Raw genomic sequence first — 16,614 nt, forward strand, 5'->3', positions numbered from 1 at the left:
GCTCCGCCATGAAAAACGCCCCGGTCTTGCCGGGGCGTTCTGTTATTGGGGGCGACGCAATCAGCCGAGCAGCGCGTCGGCGAATTCTTCGGCCTTGAACGGCTGCAGGTCTTCCACCTTCTCGCCGACACCGATGAAGTAGACCGGGACCGGGCGCTGGCGTGCAATCGCCGCCAGGATGCCGCCCTTGGCCGTACCGTCGAGCTTGGTCACGATCAGGCCGGTCAGCCCGAGCGCGTCGTCGAACGCGCGCGTCTGCGCCAGCGCGTTCTGGCCGGTGTTGGCATCGATCACCAGCAGGACCTCGTGCGGGGCCGTGGGCATGGCCTTGCTGATCACGCGCTTGACCTTCTTGAGTTCTTCCATCAGGTGCAGCTGCGTGGGCAGGCGTCCGGCGGTGTCGGCCATCACGATGTCGATCCCGCGCGCGCGCGCCGCATTGACCGCGTCGAAGATCACCGCGGCCGGGTCGCCGCTTTCCTGCGCCACCACGGTCACGTTGTTGCGCTCGCCCCAGATGGTGAGCTGCTCGCGCGCGGCGGCGCGGAAGGTATCGCCGGCGGCCAGCAGCACGGACTGGCCGTAGTGCTGGAAGTGCTTGCACAGCTTGCCGATGCTTGTGGTCTTGCCGGCGCCATTGACGCCCGCGATCATCATCACCAGCGGCTGCTCGCGGCCCAGCGCCATGGTCTTTTCCAGCGGGCGCAGCAGCTGGATCAGCAGGTCGCGCAGCGCGGCCTTGACGCCCTCGGCCGTTTCGATGCGCTCGTTGCGTACGCGCTTGCGCAGTTCGCCGAGCAGGTATTCGGTCGCTTCCACGCCGGCGTCGGCCATCAACAGGGCGGTTTCCAGCTCCTCGAACAGGGCTTCGTCGACCTTCATGCCGACAAACAGCGTGCTGATGTTGCGGCTGGTCTTGGACAGGCCGGTGCGCAGGCGCTGCATCCAGCCGCGGCGCGCTTCAGCCGTTTGCGCCGGCGCCGGGGTCAGCTCCAGGTCCTCGAGCGCGGCCGGGGCAGCAGTCACGACCGCTGCGGGAGCCGGGGCCAGGGACTGGGCCGGATCGGCTTTGGGGGAGGGTGCCGGGGTGGGAGCCGGGGTGGGAGCCGGGGCAGCAGCGGGCGGTTCTGCCGGCGCAGGAGCGGGCTCGGCCTTGCGCTTCTTCCAGAAACTAAACATTGGGGAAAGGGGTCAATACCCCGTCAGGATCGGCCGCCGTCCGGCGGCGTCGTTAATCATCAAGGTCTTACGCAATCTTCCGGCACGCCACCAGCCTCTCGTTGTGGTGCGCGCCTGCTATTGCGTATAGTTCGTAACACAGCGGATTCATGGATACATGAATCGATCGGCAAAATTCTAGCAGACGGGGTTGCATGGACCATTGCACAGTCGTGACCGGAACGGGCGGCGCCCGCCCTGAACCCTTCGCCACCCATGCCGGGGGCCGGGCGTCCCTGCTACGCCTGGCCAGACGGGCATTGCCCGTCTTGTTGCTGGCCGCAATGCCATGGTCGGCCAGCGCCGAGGCCGAGCGCACGGTCGCTTCGCCGATGCCGTCCGGGCAGACTGCCCCGGTCGGCGCTACGGCCCAGGGCACCACGGAATACCGCTTGTCCAACGGCTTGCGCCTGATCGTCAAGGAAGACCACCGGGCGCCCACGGTGGCGCACCAGATCTGGTACCGCGTCGGCGGCGTCGACGAAGTCAGCGGCACCACGGGCGTCGCCCACATGCTCGAGCACATGATGTTCAAGGGCACGCCCAAGGTCGGCGTGGGCGAGTTCTCCAAGCAGGTCGCGGCGCTTGGCGGGCGCGAGAACGCCATGACCAACCGCGACTTCACCCTGTACTACCAGCAGATCAGCAAGCAGTACCTGCCGAGGATGATGGAGCTGGAGGCCGACCGCATGGTCAACCTCATCTTCAACCAGGGCGAGTTCGATCGCGAGATGAAGGTCGTGATGGAGGAGCGCCGCCTGCGCACCGACGACTCGGCGCGCGGCACGGTCTACGAGCAGCTGCTCGCTGCCGTCTATGTCGCCGCGCCCTACCGGCATCCGGTGATCGGCTGGATGGACGACCTCGTCAATATGCGCCTGGACGACGTCCAGGCCTGGTACCGCAGCTGGTACGTGCCCAACAATGCCATCGTGATCGTCACCGGCGACGTCAACCCGGCCGAAGTCCGGGCCATGGCCGAACGCTACTACGGCAAGCTCAAGCCGCGCACGCTGCCGCTGCGCAAGGAACAGGCCGATCCGCCGCAGATCGGCATCAAGCGCATCTGGGTCAAGGCCCCGGCCGAGAACCCGTACATGGTGATGGCCTACAAGGTGCCGCGCCTGCGCGACGTGGAAAAGGATGTCGATCCGTACGCGCTGGAAGTGCTGGCCGCCGTCCTCAACGGCTACGACAACGCGCGCCTGACACGCGAGCTGGTGCGCGAGCAGCGCCTGGCCGACGACGTCAACGTCGGCTACGACAGCATCAACCGGGGCAACTCCCTGTTCGTGCTCGACGGCACGCCGGCCGATGGCCATACCACCGAGCAGATCGAGGCGGCGCTGCGCGAGGAGATCCAGCGCATCGCCAGGAACGGCGTCTCGCCCGAGGAGCTCAAGCGCGTCAAGGCGCAGGTCGTGGCCAGCCAGATCTACAAGCGCGATTCCGTGTTTGGCCAGGGCATGGAAATCGGCGTGGCGGAGATCTCCGACATCTCGTGGCGCAATATTGACAGGGTTCTCGACAAGGTCAAGGAAGTCACCCCGGCCCAAGTGCAGGCCGTTGCCGCGAAGTACTTCACGGACGACAACCTGACCGTGGCCACGCTGTTGCCGCAGCCGATCGATCCGAACAAGCCCAAGGCCAAGGCCCCCGAAGGCCTGCGCCACTGAAGATCCACGCATGTATTTATCCAAGATGAGCGAGATGAGCGAGATGAGCGAGAAGACCATTGCTTCGCCGCGCGCGCTGCGCCGGCTGGCTGGCGCGGCCCTGGGCGCGCTGGTGCTCCTGGCCGCGCACGGCGCGCTGGCCGCTATTCCGATCGAACACTGGACTGCCTCAACCGGGGCGCAGGTGTTCTACGTGCACAGCCCGTCGATCCCGATGCTGGATATCAATGTCGACTTCGACGCCGGCAGCCGCTATGACCCTGCCGGCAAGGCCGGCCTGGCCACGCTCGCGGCGGCGCTGCTTGACAAGGGTGCGGCCGCGCGCAACGGCCAACCGGCGCGCGACGAGGCGCAGATTGCCGACGCCTTTGCCGACACCGGCGCCGTCTTCGGCGGCGCGGCTGGTGGTGACCGCGGCGGCATTGGCATGCGCACGCTGACCGCGCAGCCGGAGCTCGACCAGTCCGTGGCGCTGGCCATGCAGCTGGTGCAGGCGCCGACCTATCCGGACGCCGTAGTGGGCCGCGAGAAGCAGCGCCTGATCAGTGCCATCCGCGAAGCCGATGCCAAGCCAGGCGTGATCGCTGACAAGGCGCTGGCCAAGGCGATGTATCCGGGCCACCCGTACGGCGTGTCGGCCACGGCGGCCTCGGTGGAGTCGATCTCGCGCGATGACATCGTCAAGTTCTGGCGCGACAACTACGGCGCATCGCGCGCGGTGGTCACGCTGATCGGCGCGATCGACCGCAAGCAGGCCGAGGCGATTGCCGAGAAGCTGACCAGCGGACTGCCGCAGGGCAGCCCAGCCCCGACCATGCCGCAGGTACAGATGACGATCCCGGCCAGCGAGCAGCGGGTGCCGCACCCGGCCCAGCAGGCCGCGGTGGTGACCGGCCAGCCGTCCATGGCACGCGGCGACCCGGATTACTTTGCGCTGCTGGTGGGCAACTACGTGCTCGGCGGCGGTGGTTTCAGCTCGCGCCTGACGGATGAAGTGCGGGAGAAGCGCGGACTCACCTACGGCGTGGATAGCTACTTTGCGCCGTCCAAGCAGCCGGGGCCGTTCGGTATCAGCCTGCAGACCAAGAAGGAGCAGACCAGCGAGGCACTCGCGCTGGTGCGGCAGGTACTGGCCCGCTTCGTCGCCGAAGGCCCGACCGACGCGGAGCTCAAGGCCGCCAAGGACAACCTGGTCAACGGCTTTCCCCTGCGTATCGACAGCAACCGCAAGCTGCTGACCAATGTGGCCAATATCGGCTGGTACGGGCTGCCGCTCGACTACCTGGACACATGGACTGCTCAGGTCGGCAAGGTCACGCGTCAGCAGGTGAGGGCGGCATTCGGGCGCCACGTCCATCCAGACGCCATGGCTACGGTAATTGTCGGCGGCCCGGAATGAACTCGGGCCTTTTGGGGCCTGTCGCACCCGTTGTGCCCTGAACGGCACTGGCCGAACCGCCGACAGGCTCTACAATCACGGGATGAATTCGCGTTCCCGATCTCCATCGCCCGCCGCGAGCGGGCGATCGTCTTCTCCGGCGCCGCGCCAGGCGCCGTCCCAGGTCCGTATCATCGGTGGCCGCTGGAAGCGCACGCTGCTGCCGGTGCCCGACGCGCAGGGGCTGCGGCCCACGCCTGACCGCGTGCGTGAAACCCTGTTCAACTGGCTGGGGCAGGACTTGTCGGGGTTTGCATGCCTGGACATGTTCGCGGGTTCCGGCGCACTCGGCTTCGAGGCTGCCTCGCGCGGTGCCGAAGCCGTCACGCTGGTGGAGTTCAACCCGCGTGTCGCCAAGCAATTGCGAGACAACCAGTATCGGCTCGACGCCGCCCAGATGCGCGTGATGCAAGGTGATGCGTTCGCCATTGCCGCCCAGATGCCGGACGCCAGCTTTGACGTGATCTTCCTGGACCCGCCCTTCGCCGAAGACTGGCTGCGGCCGGCGCTGGAGCATGCCGCGCGGCTGTTGAGACCCGGCGGCGCCGTGTACGTGGAGACGGACCGATCGCTGACCGGCGCGGATGCACCGGTGCCGGCGTCGCTGGAAATCGTCCGCCAGGCGCGTGCCGGCGCGGTGCATTTTCACCTGCTGCGGCATCGCGGCGCTGACGGCGCCGAGGCCTGACACAGGCGCGCGTTGCGGTAGCCGGCGAAAGCACACGTTGACGACTTCCAATTCACGGAATTAGCGTTACACTACGCCGCTGTTATAACGCTCGCGACGCATCAACCACCCGGCGCGGCCGGTAGGCAGGGCGGTCCGGAAAAGGACCGGCAGCGGGCAGATCAAGGAGGAAGTATGGCCATCGCGGTCTACCCCGGTACGTTTGATCCCATGACCCGGGGGCACGAGGATCTGGTCCGCCGTGCGTCGAATATTTTTGACGAGCTGGTGGTTGGCGTGGCGCACAGCCCCAACAAGCGTCCGTTTTTCTCGCTCGAAGAGCGCATCAGCATTGCTCGTGAAGTGCTGGGCCACTACCCCAACGTGCGTGTCGAGGGCTTTGCCGGGCTGCTCAAGGATTTTGTCCGCAAGAACAACGCGCGCGTAATCGTGCGCGGCCTGCGCGCCGTGTCGGATTTCGAGTATGAGTTCCAGATGGCGGGCATGAACCGCTACCTGCTGCCGGACGTGGAAACCATGTTCCTGACGCCGTCGGACCAGTACCAGTTCATCTCCGGCACCTTCGTGCGCGAGATTGCCGTGCTGGGTGGCGATGTCAGCAAGTTCGTGTTCCCGTCGGTGGAGCGCTGGCTGCAAGAGAAAATCGGCAAACCGGAATAAAATAACGGTTTGAGACGCGTCGATCCGCGGCCAGTTCGGGCGCGGGCGCGTCAGCTGGAAGGAAACATCATGGCGCTACTGATCACCGACGACTGCATCAACTGCGACGTTTGTGAACCCGAGTGCCCGAACGAAGCCATTTCGATGGGGCCCGAGATCTATGAAATCGACCCCAACAAGTGCACGGAATGCGTCGGGCATTTCGACGAGCCGCAATGCCAGCAGGTTTGCCCCGTCGCCTGCATCCCCAAGGATCCGAACCGCGTCGAGACCCACGAAGTCCTGATGCAGCGGTACCGGCTGCTGACCGCGGCCAAGCACGCGGCCTGACACGTTGGCGCCTCGGCGTACTCGCAGCAAAAAACCCGCCGGAAGGCGGGTTTTTTGTTGGCCGGGGATCAGCGCGTCGTGTGCAGCGCCATCATTGCGCGCTCGGACTCTCCGCGTGCCAGCAGGCCCAGCGGGTCAACGCAGCGGTCGATGGCTTCGTCGATCGCCTGCTGCTCTTCCTTGCGCGGTGGCTTGAGCACGAAGCTGACGACATCCTCGCGGCCTGCGCCGGCGCCGCCGGGCAGGTTGCGCGGATGGCCCACGCCCAGGCGCAGGCGCCAGAACTCCTGCGTGGTCAGGTGGGCGGCAATATCCTTCAGGCCGTTGTGGCCGCCCGCGCCGCCGCCGCGCTTGAGCTTGGCGGCGCCCGGCGGCAGGTCCATCTCATCGTGCGCGACGACAATTTCGTCGGGCAGGATTTTGTAGAAGCGGGCCAGCGAGACCACGGCCAGGCCGGACCGGTTCATGAACGTGGACGGCTTGAGCAGCCAGATGTCCTGGTCCCACAGGCGTGCGCGCCCGGCCAGGCCGTGAAAGCGGCCTTCGACGCGCAGCGTAGTGCCGCCCATGCGGGCAAGCTGGTCCACCAACCAGAAGCCAGCGTTGTGGCGGGTAGCCTCGTATTCCGCGCCGGGATTGCCGAGGCCGACGATGAGCTTGATCATGCGATGAACTGGTTTGGATGGCGGCGGGGGCGCTGTCGCCCTGCAGGCGCCAAGCATACGCCAAAAAAAACCGCCGGCATGACCGGCGGTTCTTTCCGTCTTGCTGCCAGGCCGCGGTGCGGTCTGGCAACTCGGGCAGCTTAGGTTGCTTAGGCAGCCGGCGTTTCGCCTTCGCCTTCAGCAGCGCCTTCGGCAGCCGAAGCGGCACCAGCCGGCAGCGAGATGCTGGCGATGGCCGGGTTTTCGTCGCCGTGGGTCACGACGGTCACGCCCTTCGGCAGCTTCAGGTCAGCCAGGTGCAGGGTCTGGCCCAGTTCCATCGTGCCGACGTCCACTTCGATGAACTCAGGCAGGTCGGCCGGCAGGCACGACACTTCCAGGTCATTGACGATGTGGTTGACCAGGCCGTGGCCCAGCTTCACGCCAGGAGCGGTTTCCTGGTTCATGAAGTGCAGGGGCACCTTGACGTGGATCTTTTCCGAGGCCGACACGCGCTGGAAATCGACGTGCAGCACCATCGGCTTGAACGGGTGCATCTGGAATGCGCGCAGCAGGGCCTTTTCCGACTTGCCGGCAACTTCCAGGTCCAGGATCGACGAGTGGAAGGCTTCCTTCTTCAGGGCGTGCCACAGTGCGTTGTGATCCAGTTCGATCATCTTCGGGTCGGCGGCGCCGCCGTAGATGATGCCGGGGGTCTTGCCCGAATTGCGCAGGCGGCGGCTCGCACCCGTTCCCTGTACGCTACGCTCGAAAGCGACTACTTTCATGATGACTCCAAAGTAAGAAGGCTGTCCGCGACCAGACAGCCCTGTTGTGGCGCAATCGAAACCGATGCGCCGGTCACATCACGCCGGTCGTCGGAATATCCGCAACCGGCGTGGCAAAGCCGAACATTCTATCAGGAACCCGCAAACAGCGACATGATCGAGTCGCCCTTGACGATACGCGTGAACGTCTCGGCCAGCAGGGGAGCTGTCGACAGCTGGCGGATCTTGCCGCACTTGGCCGCTTCTTCCGACAGCGGGATGGTGTCGCACACCACCACTTCGTCCAGTGCGGAGTCCGCGATGCGGGCAGCCGCGCCGCCGGACAGCACGGGGTGCGTGCAGTAGGCGAAGACCTTCAGCGCACCACGTTCCTTCAGCACCTGGGCCGCCTTGCACAGCGTGCCGCCGGTGTCGATCATGTCGTCCATGATCACGCAGTTGCGGCCATCGACTTCACCGATGATGTTCATCACCTCGGCCACGTTGGCCTTGGGACGACGCTTGTCGATGATCGCCAGGTCGCAGTTCAGTTCCTTGGCCAGCGCACGGGCGCGGACCACGCCGCCGACGTCCGGCGACACGACCAGCAGGTCGCCGTAGTTCTTCTCGCGCAGGTCGCCCAGCAGTACCGGGGATGCGTAGATATTGTCGACGGGGATATCGAAGAAGCCCTGGATCTGGTCAGCGTGCAGGTCCATGGTCAAGACGCGGTCCACGCCGGCCACTTCCAGCATGTTGGCCACGACCTTGGCCGAGATCGCCACGCGCGCCGAACGCGGGCGGCGGTCCTGGCGGGCGTAGCCGAAGTAGGGCATTGCGGCGGTGATGCTGCGTGCCGAGGCGCGCTTGAGCGCGTCGACCATCACCATCAGTTCCATCAGGTTGTCGTTGGTCGGCGCGCAGGTGGACTGCAGCACGATGACGTGCTTGCCGCGAACGTTTTCCTGGATATCGACCTGAACTTCTCCGTCGGAGAAACGGCCAACGAGCGCCTTGCCCAGCGGAATGCCGAGGTGCTGTACGACAGCCTCCGCGAGTTTGGGGTTGGCGTTGCCGGTAAATACCATCAAGCCTTCGCTGCTCATTCGGGGCACCTGTCTTGCTGCTGGGGGAGCTTGGTGTCACCGGCGAGGCCGGTGACTGATACTGAGTGTCGTAACGACACTATAGGAATGTAATGGCAGGGGAAGAAGGATTCGAACCTTCGAATGCCGGAATCAAAATCCGGTGCCTTGACCAACTTGGCGACTCCCCTACACAACCTTGCCGTTCTTCGTGGTACCTGACTGCAATACCGCGCCGAACGATAACTTGCTATGCGAACGCTGCGAGCGGGTGATGTGCCAGACTACGCACACACCTGCCATCCCACTCGGGAGGCAACCGCTTCAGGACCTGCTGCGCCGTCTGCTCGTCGGGAAAACGTGCAAACACGCAGGCTCCGGAGCCGGTCATCCTTGCATGCTGATTGAACTGCTTCAGCCATTCAAGGGCTCGGGCAACTTCGCCGAACTTCGCTGTTGCTATCGCTTCCAGGTCGTTGCGACCGAAAGAGAATTTGTTTGTGCAAGCAGCGAAGACCGCAATTATGGAGAGGGGTGTGTCCCTTGTCAAGCACTCATCCGAAAAAATTTCAGCGGTCGGTACGTGTTGCTTCGGGTGGACGATCACGAACCAGCTATCCGGCAGCTCCACGGGCGTCAGTTCTTCGCCCACGCCTTCGGCGAAGGCGTTCTCCCCGAATACGAAGACCGGCACGTCCGCACCCAGCGTCAGCCCGATTCGCATCAGCTCCGCGCGCGGCAGGCCAAGCCCCCACAGGCGGTTGAGCGCGAGCAGCGTGGTGGCCGCGTCGGATGAGCCGCCGCCGATGCCACCGCCCATCGGCAGGATCTTGTCGATTTCGATGTCGGCGCCGTAGCGCGTACCGGTCGCCTGCTGTAGCGCACGCGCGGCGCGTACGACGAGATCGGTCTGCGGCGGCACGCCCGGGATGTCGGTGACGCGCGTCACGACGCCGTCGTCGCGGCGCCGGAAATGCAGGGTGTCGCACCAGTCCACGAGCTGGAACACGGTCTGCAGCGTGTGGTAGCCATCCGGGCGCCGGCCCGTGACATGCAGGAACAGGTTGAGCTTGGCCGGGGCCGGGCAATCGCGCAGTTCCGGCGGCGGCAGCTTGATGGTTTCGGTCAAGGTGTTTCCTCCGGGTCGATCACGAGCTTGACCGACAGCGGCGTGGGGCCGCTGTCGCGCTCCAGGTCGATGCGGCGCGGCCGCGCCGCGGCTGTCTGCGTGCCGGGGGGCGCGTCCTGCCAGGCCACGTAGCGCACGCTCCAGCCATCCTGGGCCAGTGTGGCAAGGCGGCCCTGGGCATCGCGCGTGGCGCTGGCCGGACGGCCGGCCGACGGGCGGCCGTGCAGCCAGTCGCGCATGCCGGCCACCGGCAGCGCAAAGCCGAGCGCCTCCTCGAGCAGGCTGTCGACTTCGGGCGCGTTGCGTGGCGGCTTGTTGGGCAGGTCGAGCGTCGCGCCCGATGGCGTGGCGGTGACGACGGCCAGCGTCTGGCCCAGCGGCGACAGTAGGTCAAGGCGCACGTTGCGGCCCTGTTCCTCCCAGCGGAAGTTGCCCTGTACGCCTTCGTCGCGGCCATAGCGGACGTAGTTTGCGGAAAAGCGGCCGGTGTAGTGACGGCTTGCGGCGGTCTCGCCCGCATCGAAGCTGCGCGAAGGCGCTACGCTGGCGCAGGCTGCCAGCAGCATGGGTGCGCCAAGGCAAAGCAGGGCCAGGCGGCGGGATCGGTTCATGGTTGGCATTCAGGAAAGCGGGCTGCCCTGGTGGGGCAGCCCGCGACAGATGGCACGGCCAGTCGCACGGACAGGCCTGGGCCTATTTGGACAGCAGCACGTTGTAGCGGCGCAGGGTGTCGACCAGGGTTTCGTTCTCCGGCTCGATCTTGGCGGCTTCGGTCCATGTCTTGCGGGCTTCGTCGCGCTCGCCGAGCTGCCACAGCACTTCGCCCAGGTGCGCGCCGATCTCGGCCTCGGGGGCCTTGGCATAGGCGTTCTTGAGCAGTTCCGCCGCCGGCTGCAGCTCGCCCATACGGAATTTCACCCAGGCCAGGCTATCCATGATGTATGGATCATCGGGCCCGAGTTCGGAGGCGCGCTCGAGCAACTTGCGCGCTTCGGGCAGGCGCACGTTGCGGTCGGCCAGCGAGTAGCCGAGCGCGTTGTACCCCTGTTTCTGCTCAGGCTGCAGCGCGATCACGCGCCGCAGGCCCTTTTCCATGCTGTCGTAGCGCTTCAGGCGCTCGTCCAGCATGGCCAGCTCGTAGATCCAGTCCGCATTGTCCGGCTCGGCCGTGATGCGTTCGTCGAGCAGCTTGCGCGCGCGGTCGTAGGACTTGGTCTCCATCAGCGTGGCGACTTCGGCCTGGCGGATGGCCATCATGCGCTGCGCGCGCTGGGCCGGATCGGAGATGTCCTCGGCGTCGCTGAGCATGTCGCCGAAGATGGCCTGGGCATCGTCGAGCTTGCCCATGCGCGCGAGCAACTGCGCGCGCTTGGCCGCGGCGGCCGGAGCCAGGCGGCTGTCCTCGATGCGTTCCAGCCACTGGATCGCACCCGCGTAGTCCTTGCGCTCTTCGGCAATCTGCGCCAGGTACTGGAAGGCGATGTCCGGATTGGCCGTCGGCACCTTCTCGGCGAGCTGCAGGTACTCCTTCAGGTATTGCTCGGCTTCGCCAAACTCCCTGGCCTGGAGGCTGGTCAGGCCCAGTGCGAGCGGCACGCGCGGGTCGTTTGGCGCGACCTTGCGCAGCGTCTCGAACTCCTGGCGCGCCGCCGGCATGTCGTTGCGCATCAGGTACAGGCGCGCCAGCGTGATATGCCCGCTGACGGACTGCGGCGATTTGTCGAGGAAGCGCCGCAGGCCGGCAATGGCCTGAGCGGGCTCGTTCTCGGCGCGCAATTCGGCCGCCATCAGCGCCGCGGGCTCGAAGTCGGGGCGCAGCCGCAGCGCTTCGTCCAGCGCCGCGAGCGCGGCGGGCATGTTGCCGGCGATCTCCTGCGCCCGGGCAATCGCAAGCTGGGTTTCCGGCAAGCGCGCGTCGTCCCGGGTCAGGTCTTGCAGCAACGAAGCCGCGCCGGCCGGGTCGCTCGTGCGCGACATCTGCTGCTGAAGCTGGAGGATGCTCTCGGCACGATGGCTGGCGGGCACGCCGGCCAGTTGCTGGGCCAGCAGCGGCCGTGCTTCGGTCCAGCGGCCATTGAGCACCAGCAGGGTCGACAGCACCTGCCGCGCTGCCGGCGAGCCCGGCGCGATGTCGCTCCACAGCCGCGCGGCATCGAGCGCCTGCTGCGGGATGCGCGCATTGAAGGCGATCTCCGTCGCCCGCTGGGCGAAGCGCGGGTCGCGCGTGGAGCGCGCCAGTTCGACATAGGTACGGTAGGCCGGTCCCACCAGTCCGCGTTGCAGCGAGATTTCGGCGGCCATCACGCTGTACATGATGTCGCCAGTGAGCGGCACGTTCGGCAGCGTGACGCCGGCCGGTGCCTTGTCGGCCTGCGCCGGGGCGGCCTGGACCGCGCCGATCGCGGCAAGCGCCAGGCAGGCGGCCGCGGTCAGGGACCGGAGGTGGCGCCTGGCGCTGGCCTGCGCGGGAAAGTTCGCGCGGCCCGGGACAGCGTTCGCAGCGGGTCTCGCAACGGGATCCGGAAAAAGTTCCGACATGTGATGATTGCTCCGGCGCGCTCAGGTGTTCGAATGATAGGGGCATTGTAGCCTGCCGCTACAATGCGCTGCTTGCCGGCGCAGCCATGCGGGCGCGCTGCCGGCAGGAGTTTGGAGCGGTAACCAACGGAGAGGTTCGATGCCTGAATTGCCGGAGGTCGAAGTGACCCGGCGCGGCCTGCTGCCGCATGTGGTGGGGCGGCGTATTGCCGACGTGACGGTGCGCCACCGGGGCCTGCGCTGGCCGGTCGAGGACGACCTGGAGGCGCGCCTGGCCGGACGCCTGGTGCGGCGTATCGAACGGCGCGGCAAGTACCTGCTGCTGGAGTGTGTCGACGAAGTTACGGGCGATGCCGGCTGGCTGCTGGTTCACCTGGGCATGACCGGGACCTTGCGCGTGCTGCCGGATGCGCCGCCCGCCGGCGCCCACGACCACCTGGATCTGGTGCTGGATGACGCCGGCACCAGCCGCATCGTGCTGCGCTTTCGCGATCCGCGCCGTTTCGGCGCGGTGCTCTGGAGCCCGTTGAGCGAGGCCATGCTGCCCGGGCACCCATTGCTGCGCGGGCTCGGCATTGAGCCGTTTGATCCGCATTTCGACGGTGGCTGGCTGCACCGGCATACGCGCGGGCGCTCCGCCGCGATCAAGACAGTATTGCTGGCCGGTACGATCGTGGTCGGCGTGGGCAACATCTACGCTTCGGAAAGCCTGTTCCGTGCGGGCATCCGCCCGACCACGCCGGCTGGCCGGCTGAGCCTGGCGCGCTGCGAGCGGCTGGCGCTGGCCGTGCGCGAAACCCTGGCGCAGGCGATCGAACGCGGTGGCAGTACGCTGCGCGACTTTGTCGGCAGCGACGGCGCCAGCGGCTATTTCCAGCTCGACTGCTTTGTCTACGACCGCGCCGGGGAGCCCTGTCGTGTCTGTGGCACGCCGGTACGGCAGATCGTCCAGGGTCAGCGTTCGACCTTCTACTGCACGCACTGCCAGCACTGAAACGCGGAGTCTCAGGGGAGGTCGGAAGGCCGCGCCGCTCCTGCGTCGATGGCTCGGCGCAACACTCTCCTGCCAAGGGACGCGAATTCCACAAAAGCGCCCCGGAAACCTGTATCTTGTGCGCAGACATAAAAAGTTACAAAAACGCACCCGCTTGCAAAGTCGGCACTTGCGCCAGATTGCCGGACAGGAACCCAGCCGAACCGCCGCCATGACAACGCTCGCACACCAATTTGAACAATATGGCGCCTGGAGAACCGGGGTACTCCAGGCGCTGGCCGAATTCCAGTCGTGGCTGCAGCAGCACGAGCTCTACGATGCGACGGCCGAAGAGCGCGTGCAGCGCATCCAGAACGTGCTGCGCAGCGACCGGCTTAAGGTCGCCTTTATTGCCGAGTTCTCGCGCGGCAAGAGCGAACTGATCAACGCTATCTTCTTCGCCGACTACGGGCGCCGCATCCTGCCGTCGTCGGCGGGACGCACCACCATGTGCCCGACGGAGCTGCGCTACGACGAGCACGAGCCGCCCAGCATCCGCCTGCTGCCGATCGAAACCCGGCTGCAGGAGGCCTCGACCGCGGATTTCCTCGAAGCGGGCACGTCCGCGTCGCACTGGCATTCGGTGCCGCTCGACCCATCGTCGCCCGAGGGGATGCTGGCCGCGTTCCAGCATGTGGTCGAGACCATCCGCGTGCCGCCGGCCCAGGCCGAAGCGCTGGGCCTGTACCACGAGGAAGATCCCGATGCCGCCTACGCGGTGGATGCCGAAGGCATGGTCGAGATCTCGCGCTGGCGCCACGCGGTCATCAATTTCCCGCATCCGCTGCTGCGCCAGGGGCTGGTCATTCTCGATACGCCGGGGCTGAACGCGATCGGCACCGAGCCTGAGCTGACGCTGCGCCTGATCCCGGATGCACACGTGGTGGTGTTCGTGCTGGCCGCGGACGCCGGCGTGACCAAGAGCGATCTGGAACTCTGGCGCGGGCACGTAGGCGCAGGCCATCGGCGCGGCTGCCTGGCCGTGCTCAACAAGATCGACGGCCTGTGGGACCCGCTGAAGTCGCAGGCCGAGATCGCGAAGGAGATCTCGGGCCAGGTCACCTCGACGGCGCAAGTGCTCGGCATCGAGCAGGGGCGCGTCTATCCGGTGTCGGCGCAGAAGGGCCTGGTGGCGAAGGTCACGCATGACCAGACGCTGCTGGCACGCAGTGGCCTGCCGCATTTCGAGCACGTGCTGTCCGACCAGCTGATCCCGCGCCGGCGCGAGATCGTGGCCGACCAGGTCCACCGCGCGGTGCAGGACATGTCGCGCGGCGCGCAGCAGCTGCTGCAGAGCCGCCGCCGCGACATCGTCGAGCAGCTGTTCGAGCTGCGCGGCCTGCGCGGCAAGAACCACGCGATGGTCAAGCACATGCTGCTGCGCGTGCAGAGCGAGAAGGAAGAGTTCGAACAGAGCATCAGCAAGTTCCAGGCCTTGCGCCTGGTGTTCGGCCGCCACAGCGCCGACATCATCAAGAGCCTGCAACTGCGCGACGTGCGCCGCACCATGCGCACCGCGCGCGAGCAGATGAAGGAGCGATTCTTCTCGCGCGGCCTGCGCGAAGACATGGACGCGCTGTTCGCGCAGCTCACCACGCTGATCACCGACGCCGACAACAAGATCAGCCAGCTGCACCAGCTCATCGACAGCATGTACCGGCGCTTCAACGCCGAGCACGGCTTCACGCTGCCCGCGCCGATGCAGTTCGTGACCACGCGCTATGTCGCCGAACTCACCGAGATCCTGCAACTCGTCCAATCGCACTTCGGCGCGGTCAGCATGCTGACGCGTTCGCGGCCGAACCTGGTGCAGGGGGCGTTCGATACCATGGCCAGCCGCGTGCTGGAGAATTTCCGCGACCTGAACCGCGATATCGAAGTCTGGCTCAAGTCCGTGATGACGCCGCTGGAGGCGCAGGTGCGCGAGCACCAGAAGCAGCTGCGCCGCCGCGTGGATTCGATCGAACGCATCCACGAGGCTACCGACACGCTGGAAAGCCGCATCGCCGACCTGGAGGAGGTGCTCAATGGCCTGGATGAGCGCAGCGGGCGCATCGAGGCCCATGCCCTGCGCATCGTCCGTCCCGAGGCTGACACCGAAGGCGCGCAACTGGCCGTGGCCTGATCCCGGGCTGGCCGGTATATCATGTGGCGCCGCCTCTGTGCGGCGCTTTTTCTTTTGCGTGGCCCATTTGCCTGCCACGCCATCCACGCGCCCGATTGTCCCCGATGCCCCGCAAGTCCGCCCCCGCAGTCTCGTCCGCCAACGCCGTCGCCGTGCCGCCCGACATCCAGGTTCCCGCCGGCTTCGGCGCGCGCGTGGTCGACTGGCAGCGCATGCACGGCCGGCATGACCTGCCTTGGCAGAACACGCGCGATCCATACCGGATCTGGCTTTCGGAGATCATGCTGCAGCAGACGCAGGTGAGCGCGGTCATCGACTACTTCCAGCGCTTCGTCGCGCAGCTACCGACGGTGCAGGCGCTGGCCGCCGCGCCGGCCGACCAGGTGATGGCGCTGTGGGCGGGGCTGGGCTACTACTCGCGCGCGCGCAACCTGCACCGCTGCGCCATGCAGGTCGTCAGCGACCATGGGGGCCGGTTTCCGACCGATCCCGCCGTGCTGGCCACGTTGCCGGGCATTGGCCGCTCCACCGCCGCGGCGGTCGCAGCCTTCAGTGCCGGCGTGCGGTCCCCGATCCTGGACGGCAACGTCAAGCGTGTCTTTGCGCGCTTCTTCGGCATTCACGGCCACCCGGGCGAGCGTGCCATCGAGAAACGCATGTGGGAGCTGGCCGAGGCCGCGCTGCCCGCAGCGGGGCCGCGCCAGGCTGACGATATGGTGGCCTACACGCAGGGCCTGATGGATCTTGGAGCGACCGTCTGTTCGCGCGGCAAGCCGGCATGTCTGGCCGATGGCGCGGCGTGCCCGCTGTCGGCGGACTGCGTGGCGCGCCGCGATGGCCTGACCGCTACGCTGCCGACCCCCAAGCCACGCGCAGCGGTGCCGGAGCGAAGCACCGTGATGGTCATGCTGCGCCATGGGCGCGACGTGCTGCTGCAGTTGCGCCCGGACAGCGGTGTCTGGGGCGGTTTGTGGAGCCTGCCGGAGATGCCGGTGGCAACGGTGCCGTTCGACGCGGAACTCGCGGAGGAGGACGCGCTGGGCTATGCGCGAGCGTTCGGCGAACCGTCGCGCGCCGACCTGGCCGGCGAGCTGGTCCATGTCTTCACGCATTTCCGGCTGCTGATCCGCGCGATCCGGGTCGACATGGCGGCGCTGTCGCTGCGCGAACCGGATTCCGGGCCGGCGCAACGATGGCTGTCGCTCGACGATCTCGACGCGCTTGGCACGCCAGCACCGGTGCGCAAGCTGCTCGAGACGCAGGCCCGCGGCGGCCTGTTCTGA

At 66.7% G+C, this 16,614-nt stretch carries 15 protein-coding genes and 1 tRNA gene; 8 read left to right on the forward strand and 8 right to left on the reverse strand.

All coding sequences use genetic code 11. The features are described 5' to 3' along the window. Window positions 1-60: 60 nt before the first annotated feature. Window positions 61-1,179 carry a signal recognition particle-docking protein FtsY gene (gene ftsY, locus CupriaWKF_RS01855; protein ID WP_276099354.1) on the reverse strand — a complete coding sequence of 373 codons (1,119 nt, stop codon included), beginning with the start codon at window positions 1,177-1,179 and terminating at the stop codon, window positions 61-63. 194 nt (window positions 1,180-1,373) lie between these two features. Between ftsY and CupriaWKF_RS01860 the strand changes: the two genes are divergently transcribed. The 5 genes from CupriaWKF_RS01860 (at window position 1,374) to CupriaWKF_RS01880 (ending at window position 6,010) form a co-directional block, all read left to right on the forward strand. Further along, window positions 1,374-2,894: a pitrilysin family protein gene (locus tag CupriaWKF_RS01860; protein WP_276099355.1), complete on the forward strand. Its 1,521-nt coding sequence runs from the start codon at window positions 1,374-1,376 to the stop codon at window positions 2,892-2,894. Window positions 2,895-2,937: 43 nt separating this feature from the next. Further along, window positions 2,938-4,293, forward strand: coding sequence for a pitrilysin family protein (locus CupriaWKF_RS01865; RefSeq protein ID WP_276100633.1), 1,356 nt, complete (start codon window positions 2,938-2,940; stop codon window positions 4,291-4,293). Between the two features lie 82 nt (window positions 4,294-4,375). Next, entirely contained in the window at window positions 4,376-5,020 is a 645-nt protein-coding gene (gene rsmD / locus CupriaWKF_RS01870; RefSeq protein WP_276099356.1) for a 16S rRNA (guanine(966)-N(2))-methyltransferase RsmD, read from the forward strand. A gap of 174 nt (window positions 5,021-5,194) precedes the next feature. Then, window positions 5,195-5,680 carry a pantetheine-phosphate adenylyltransferase gene (gene coaD / locus CupriaWKF_RS01875; protein ID WP_276099357.1) on the forward strand — a complete coding sequence of 162 codons (486 nt, stop codon included), beginning with the start codon at window positions 5,195-5,197 and terminating at the stop codon, window positions 5,678-5,680. Between the two features lie 69 nt (window positions 5,681-5,749). Continuing rightward, the gene (locus CupriaWKF_RS01880; protein ID WP_011296529.1) at window positions 5,750-6,010 is read left to right on the forward strand and encodes a YfhL family 4Fe-4S dicluster ferredoxin; all 261 of its coding nucleotides are present in this window, start codon (window positions 5,750-5,752) and stop codon (window positions 6,008-6,010) included. Window positions 6,011-6,078: 68 nt separating this feature from the next. Here the strand turns inward: CupriaWKF_RS01880 and pth are convergent, their stop codons facing one another. The 7 genes from pth to CupriaWKF_RS01915 all read right to left on the reverse strand — a co-directional run bounded on the left by pth (window position 6,079) and on the right by CupriaWKF_RS01915 (window position 12,173). After that, window positions 6,079-6,675 (reverse strand): aminoacyl-tRNA hydrolase, encoded by a 597-nt coding sequence (gene pth / locus CupriaWKF_RS01885; RefSeq protein ID WP_276099358.1) that lies wholly within the window; start codon window positions 6,673-6,675, stop codon window positions 6,079-6,081. A 149-nt stretch (window positions 6,676-6,824) separates the two neighbouring features. After that, window positions 6,825-7,442, reverse strand: a complete 618-nt coding sequence (locus CupriaWKF_RS01890; protein WP_276099359.1) for a 50S ribosomal protein L25/general stress protein Ctc — start codon at window positions 7,440-7,442, stop codon at window positions 6,825-6,827. 131 nt (window positions 7,443-7,573) lie between these two features. Further along, complete coding sequence (locus tag CupriaWKF_RS01895) at window positions 7,574-8,527, reverse strand: ribose-phosphate pyrophosphokinase (RefSeq protein WP_276099360.1); 954 nt, start codon at window positions 8,525-8,527, stop codon at window positions 7,574-7,576. A 93-nt stretch (window positions 8,528-8,620) separates the two neighbouring features. Further along, window positions 8,621-8,697 (reverse strand) — tRNA-Gln (locus tag CupriaWKF_RS01900). Window positions 8,698-8,756: 59 nt separating this feature from the next. Then, on the reverse strand, window positions 8,757-9,635 hold the full coding sequence (ispE, locus tag CupriaWKF_RS01905; RefSeq protein ID WP_276099361.1) for a 4-(cytidine 5'-diphospho)-2-C-methyl-D-erythritol kinase: 879 nt from the start codon (window positions 9,633-9,635) through the stop codon (window positions 8,757-8,759). Further along, window positions 9,632-10,255 (reverse strand): lipoprotein insertase outer membrane protein LolB, encoded by a 624-nt coding sequence (lolB, locus tag CupriaWKF_RS01910; protein ID WP_276099362.1) that lies wholly within the window; start codon window positions 10,253-10,255, stop codon window positions 9,632-9,634. Before lolB ends, ispE begins: the two co-directional genes overlap by 4 nt. Before the next feature lie 73 nt (window positions 10,256-10,328). Next, window positions 10,329-12,173, reverse strand: coding sequence for a tetratricopeptide repeat protein (locus tag CupriaWKF_RS01915; protein WP_276099363.1), 1,845 nt, complete (start codon window positions 12,171-12,173; stop codon window positions 10,329-10,331). 139 nt (window positions 12,174-12,312) lie between these two features. Between CupriaWKF_RS01915 and mutM the strand changes: the two genes are divergently transcribed. The 3 genes from mutM to mutY all read left to right on the forward strand — a co-directional run bounded on the left by mutM (window position 12,313) and on the right by mutY (window position 16,614). Then, a complete protein-coding gene (gene mutM / locus CupriaWKF_RS01920) occupies window positions 12,313-13,167 on the forward strand; it encodes a bifunctional DNA-formamidopyrimidine glycosylase/DNA-(apurinic or apyrimidinic site) lyase (RefSeq protein ID WP_276099364.1) in 855 nt (284 codons plus the stop codon). Between the two features lie 211 nt (window positions 13,168-13,378). Next, window positions 13,379-15,331, forward strand: coding sequence for a dynamin family protein (locus CupriaWKF_RS01925; protein WP_276099365.1), 1,953 nt, complete (start codon window positions 13,379-13,381; stop codon window positions 15,329-15,331). Window positions 15,332-15,435: 104 nt separating this feature from the next. Next, window positions 15,436-16,614 carry an A/G-specific adenine glycosylase gene (mutY, locus tag CupriaWKF_RS01930; RefSeq protein WP_276099366.1) on the forward strand — a complete coding sequence of 393 codons (1,179 nt, stop codon included), beginning with the start codon at window positions 15,436-15,438 and terminating at the stop codon, window positions 16,612-16,614.

Source organism: Cupriavidus sp. WKF15 (assembly GCF_029278605.1).
Lineage (GTDB): Bacteria > Pseudomonadota > Gammaproteobacteria > Burkholderiales > Burkholderiaceae > Cupriavidus.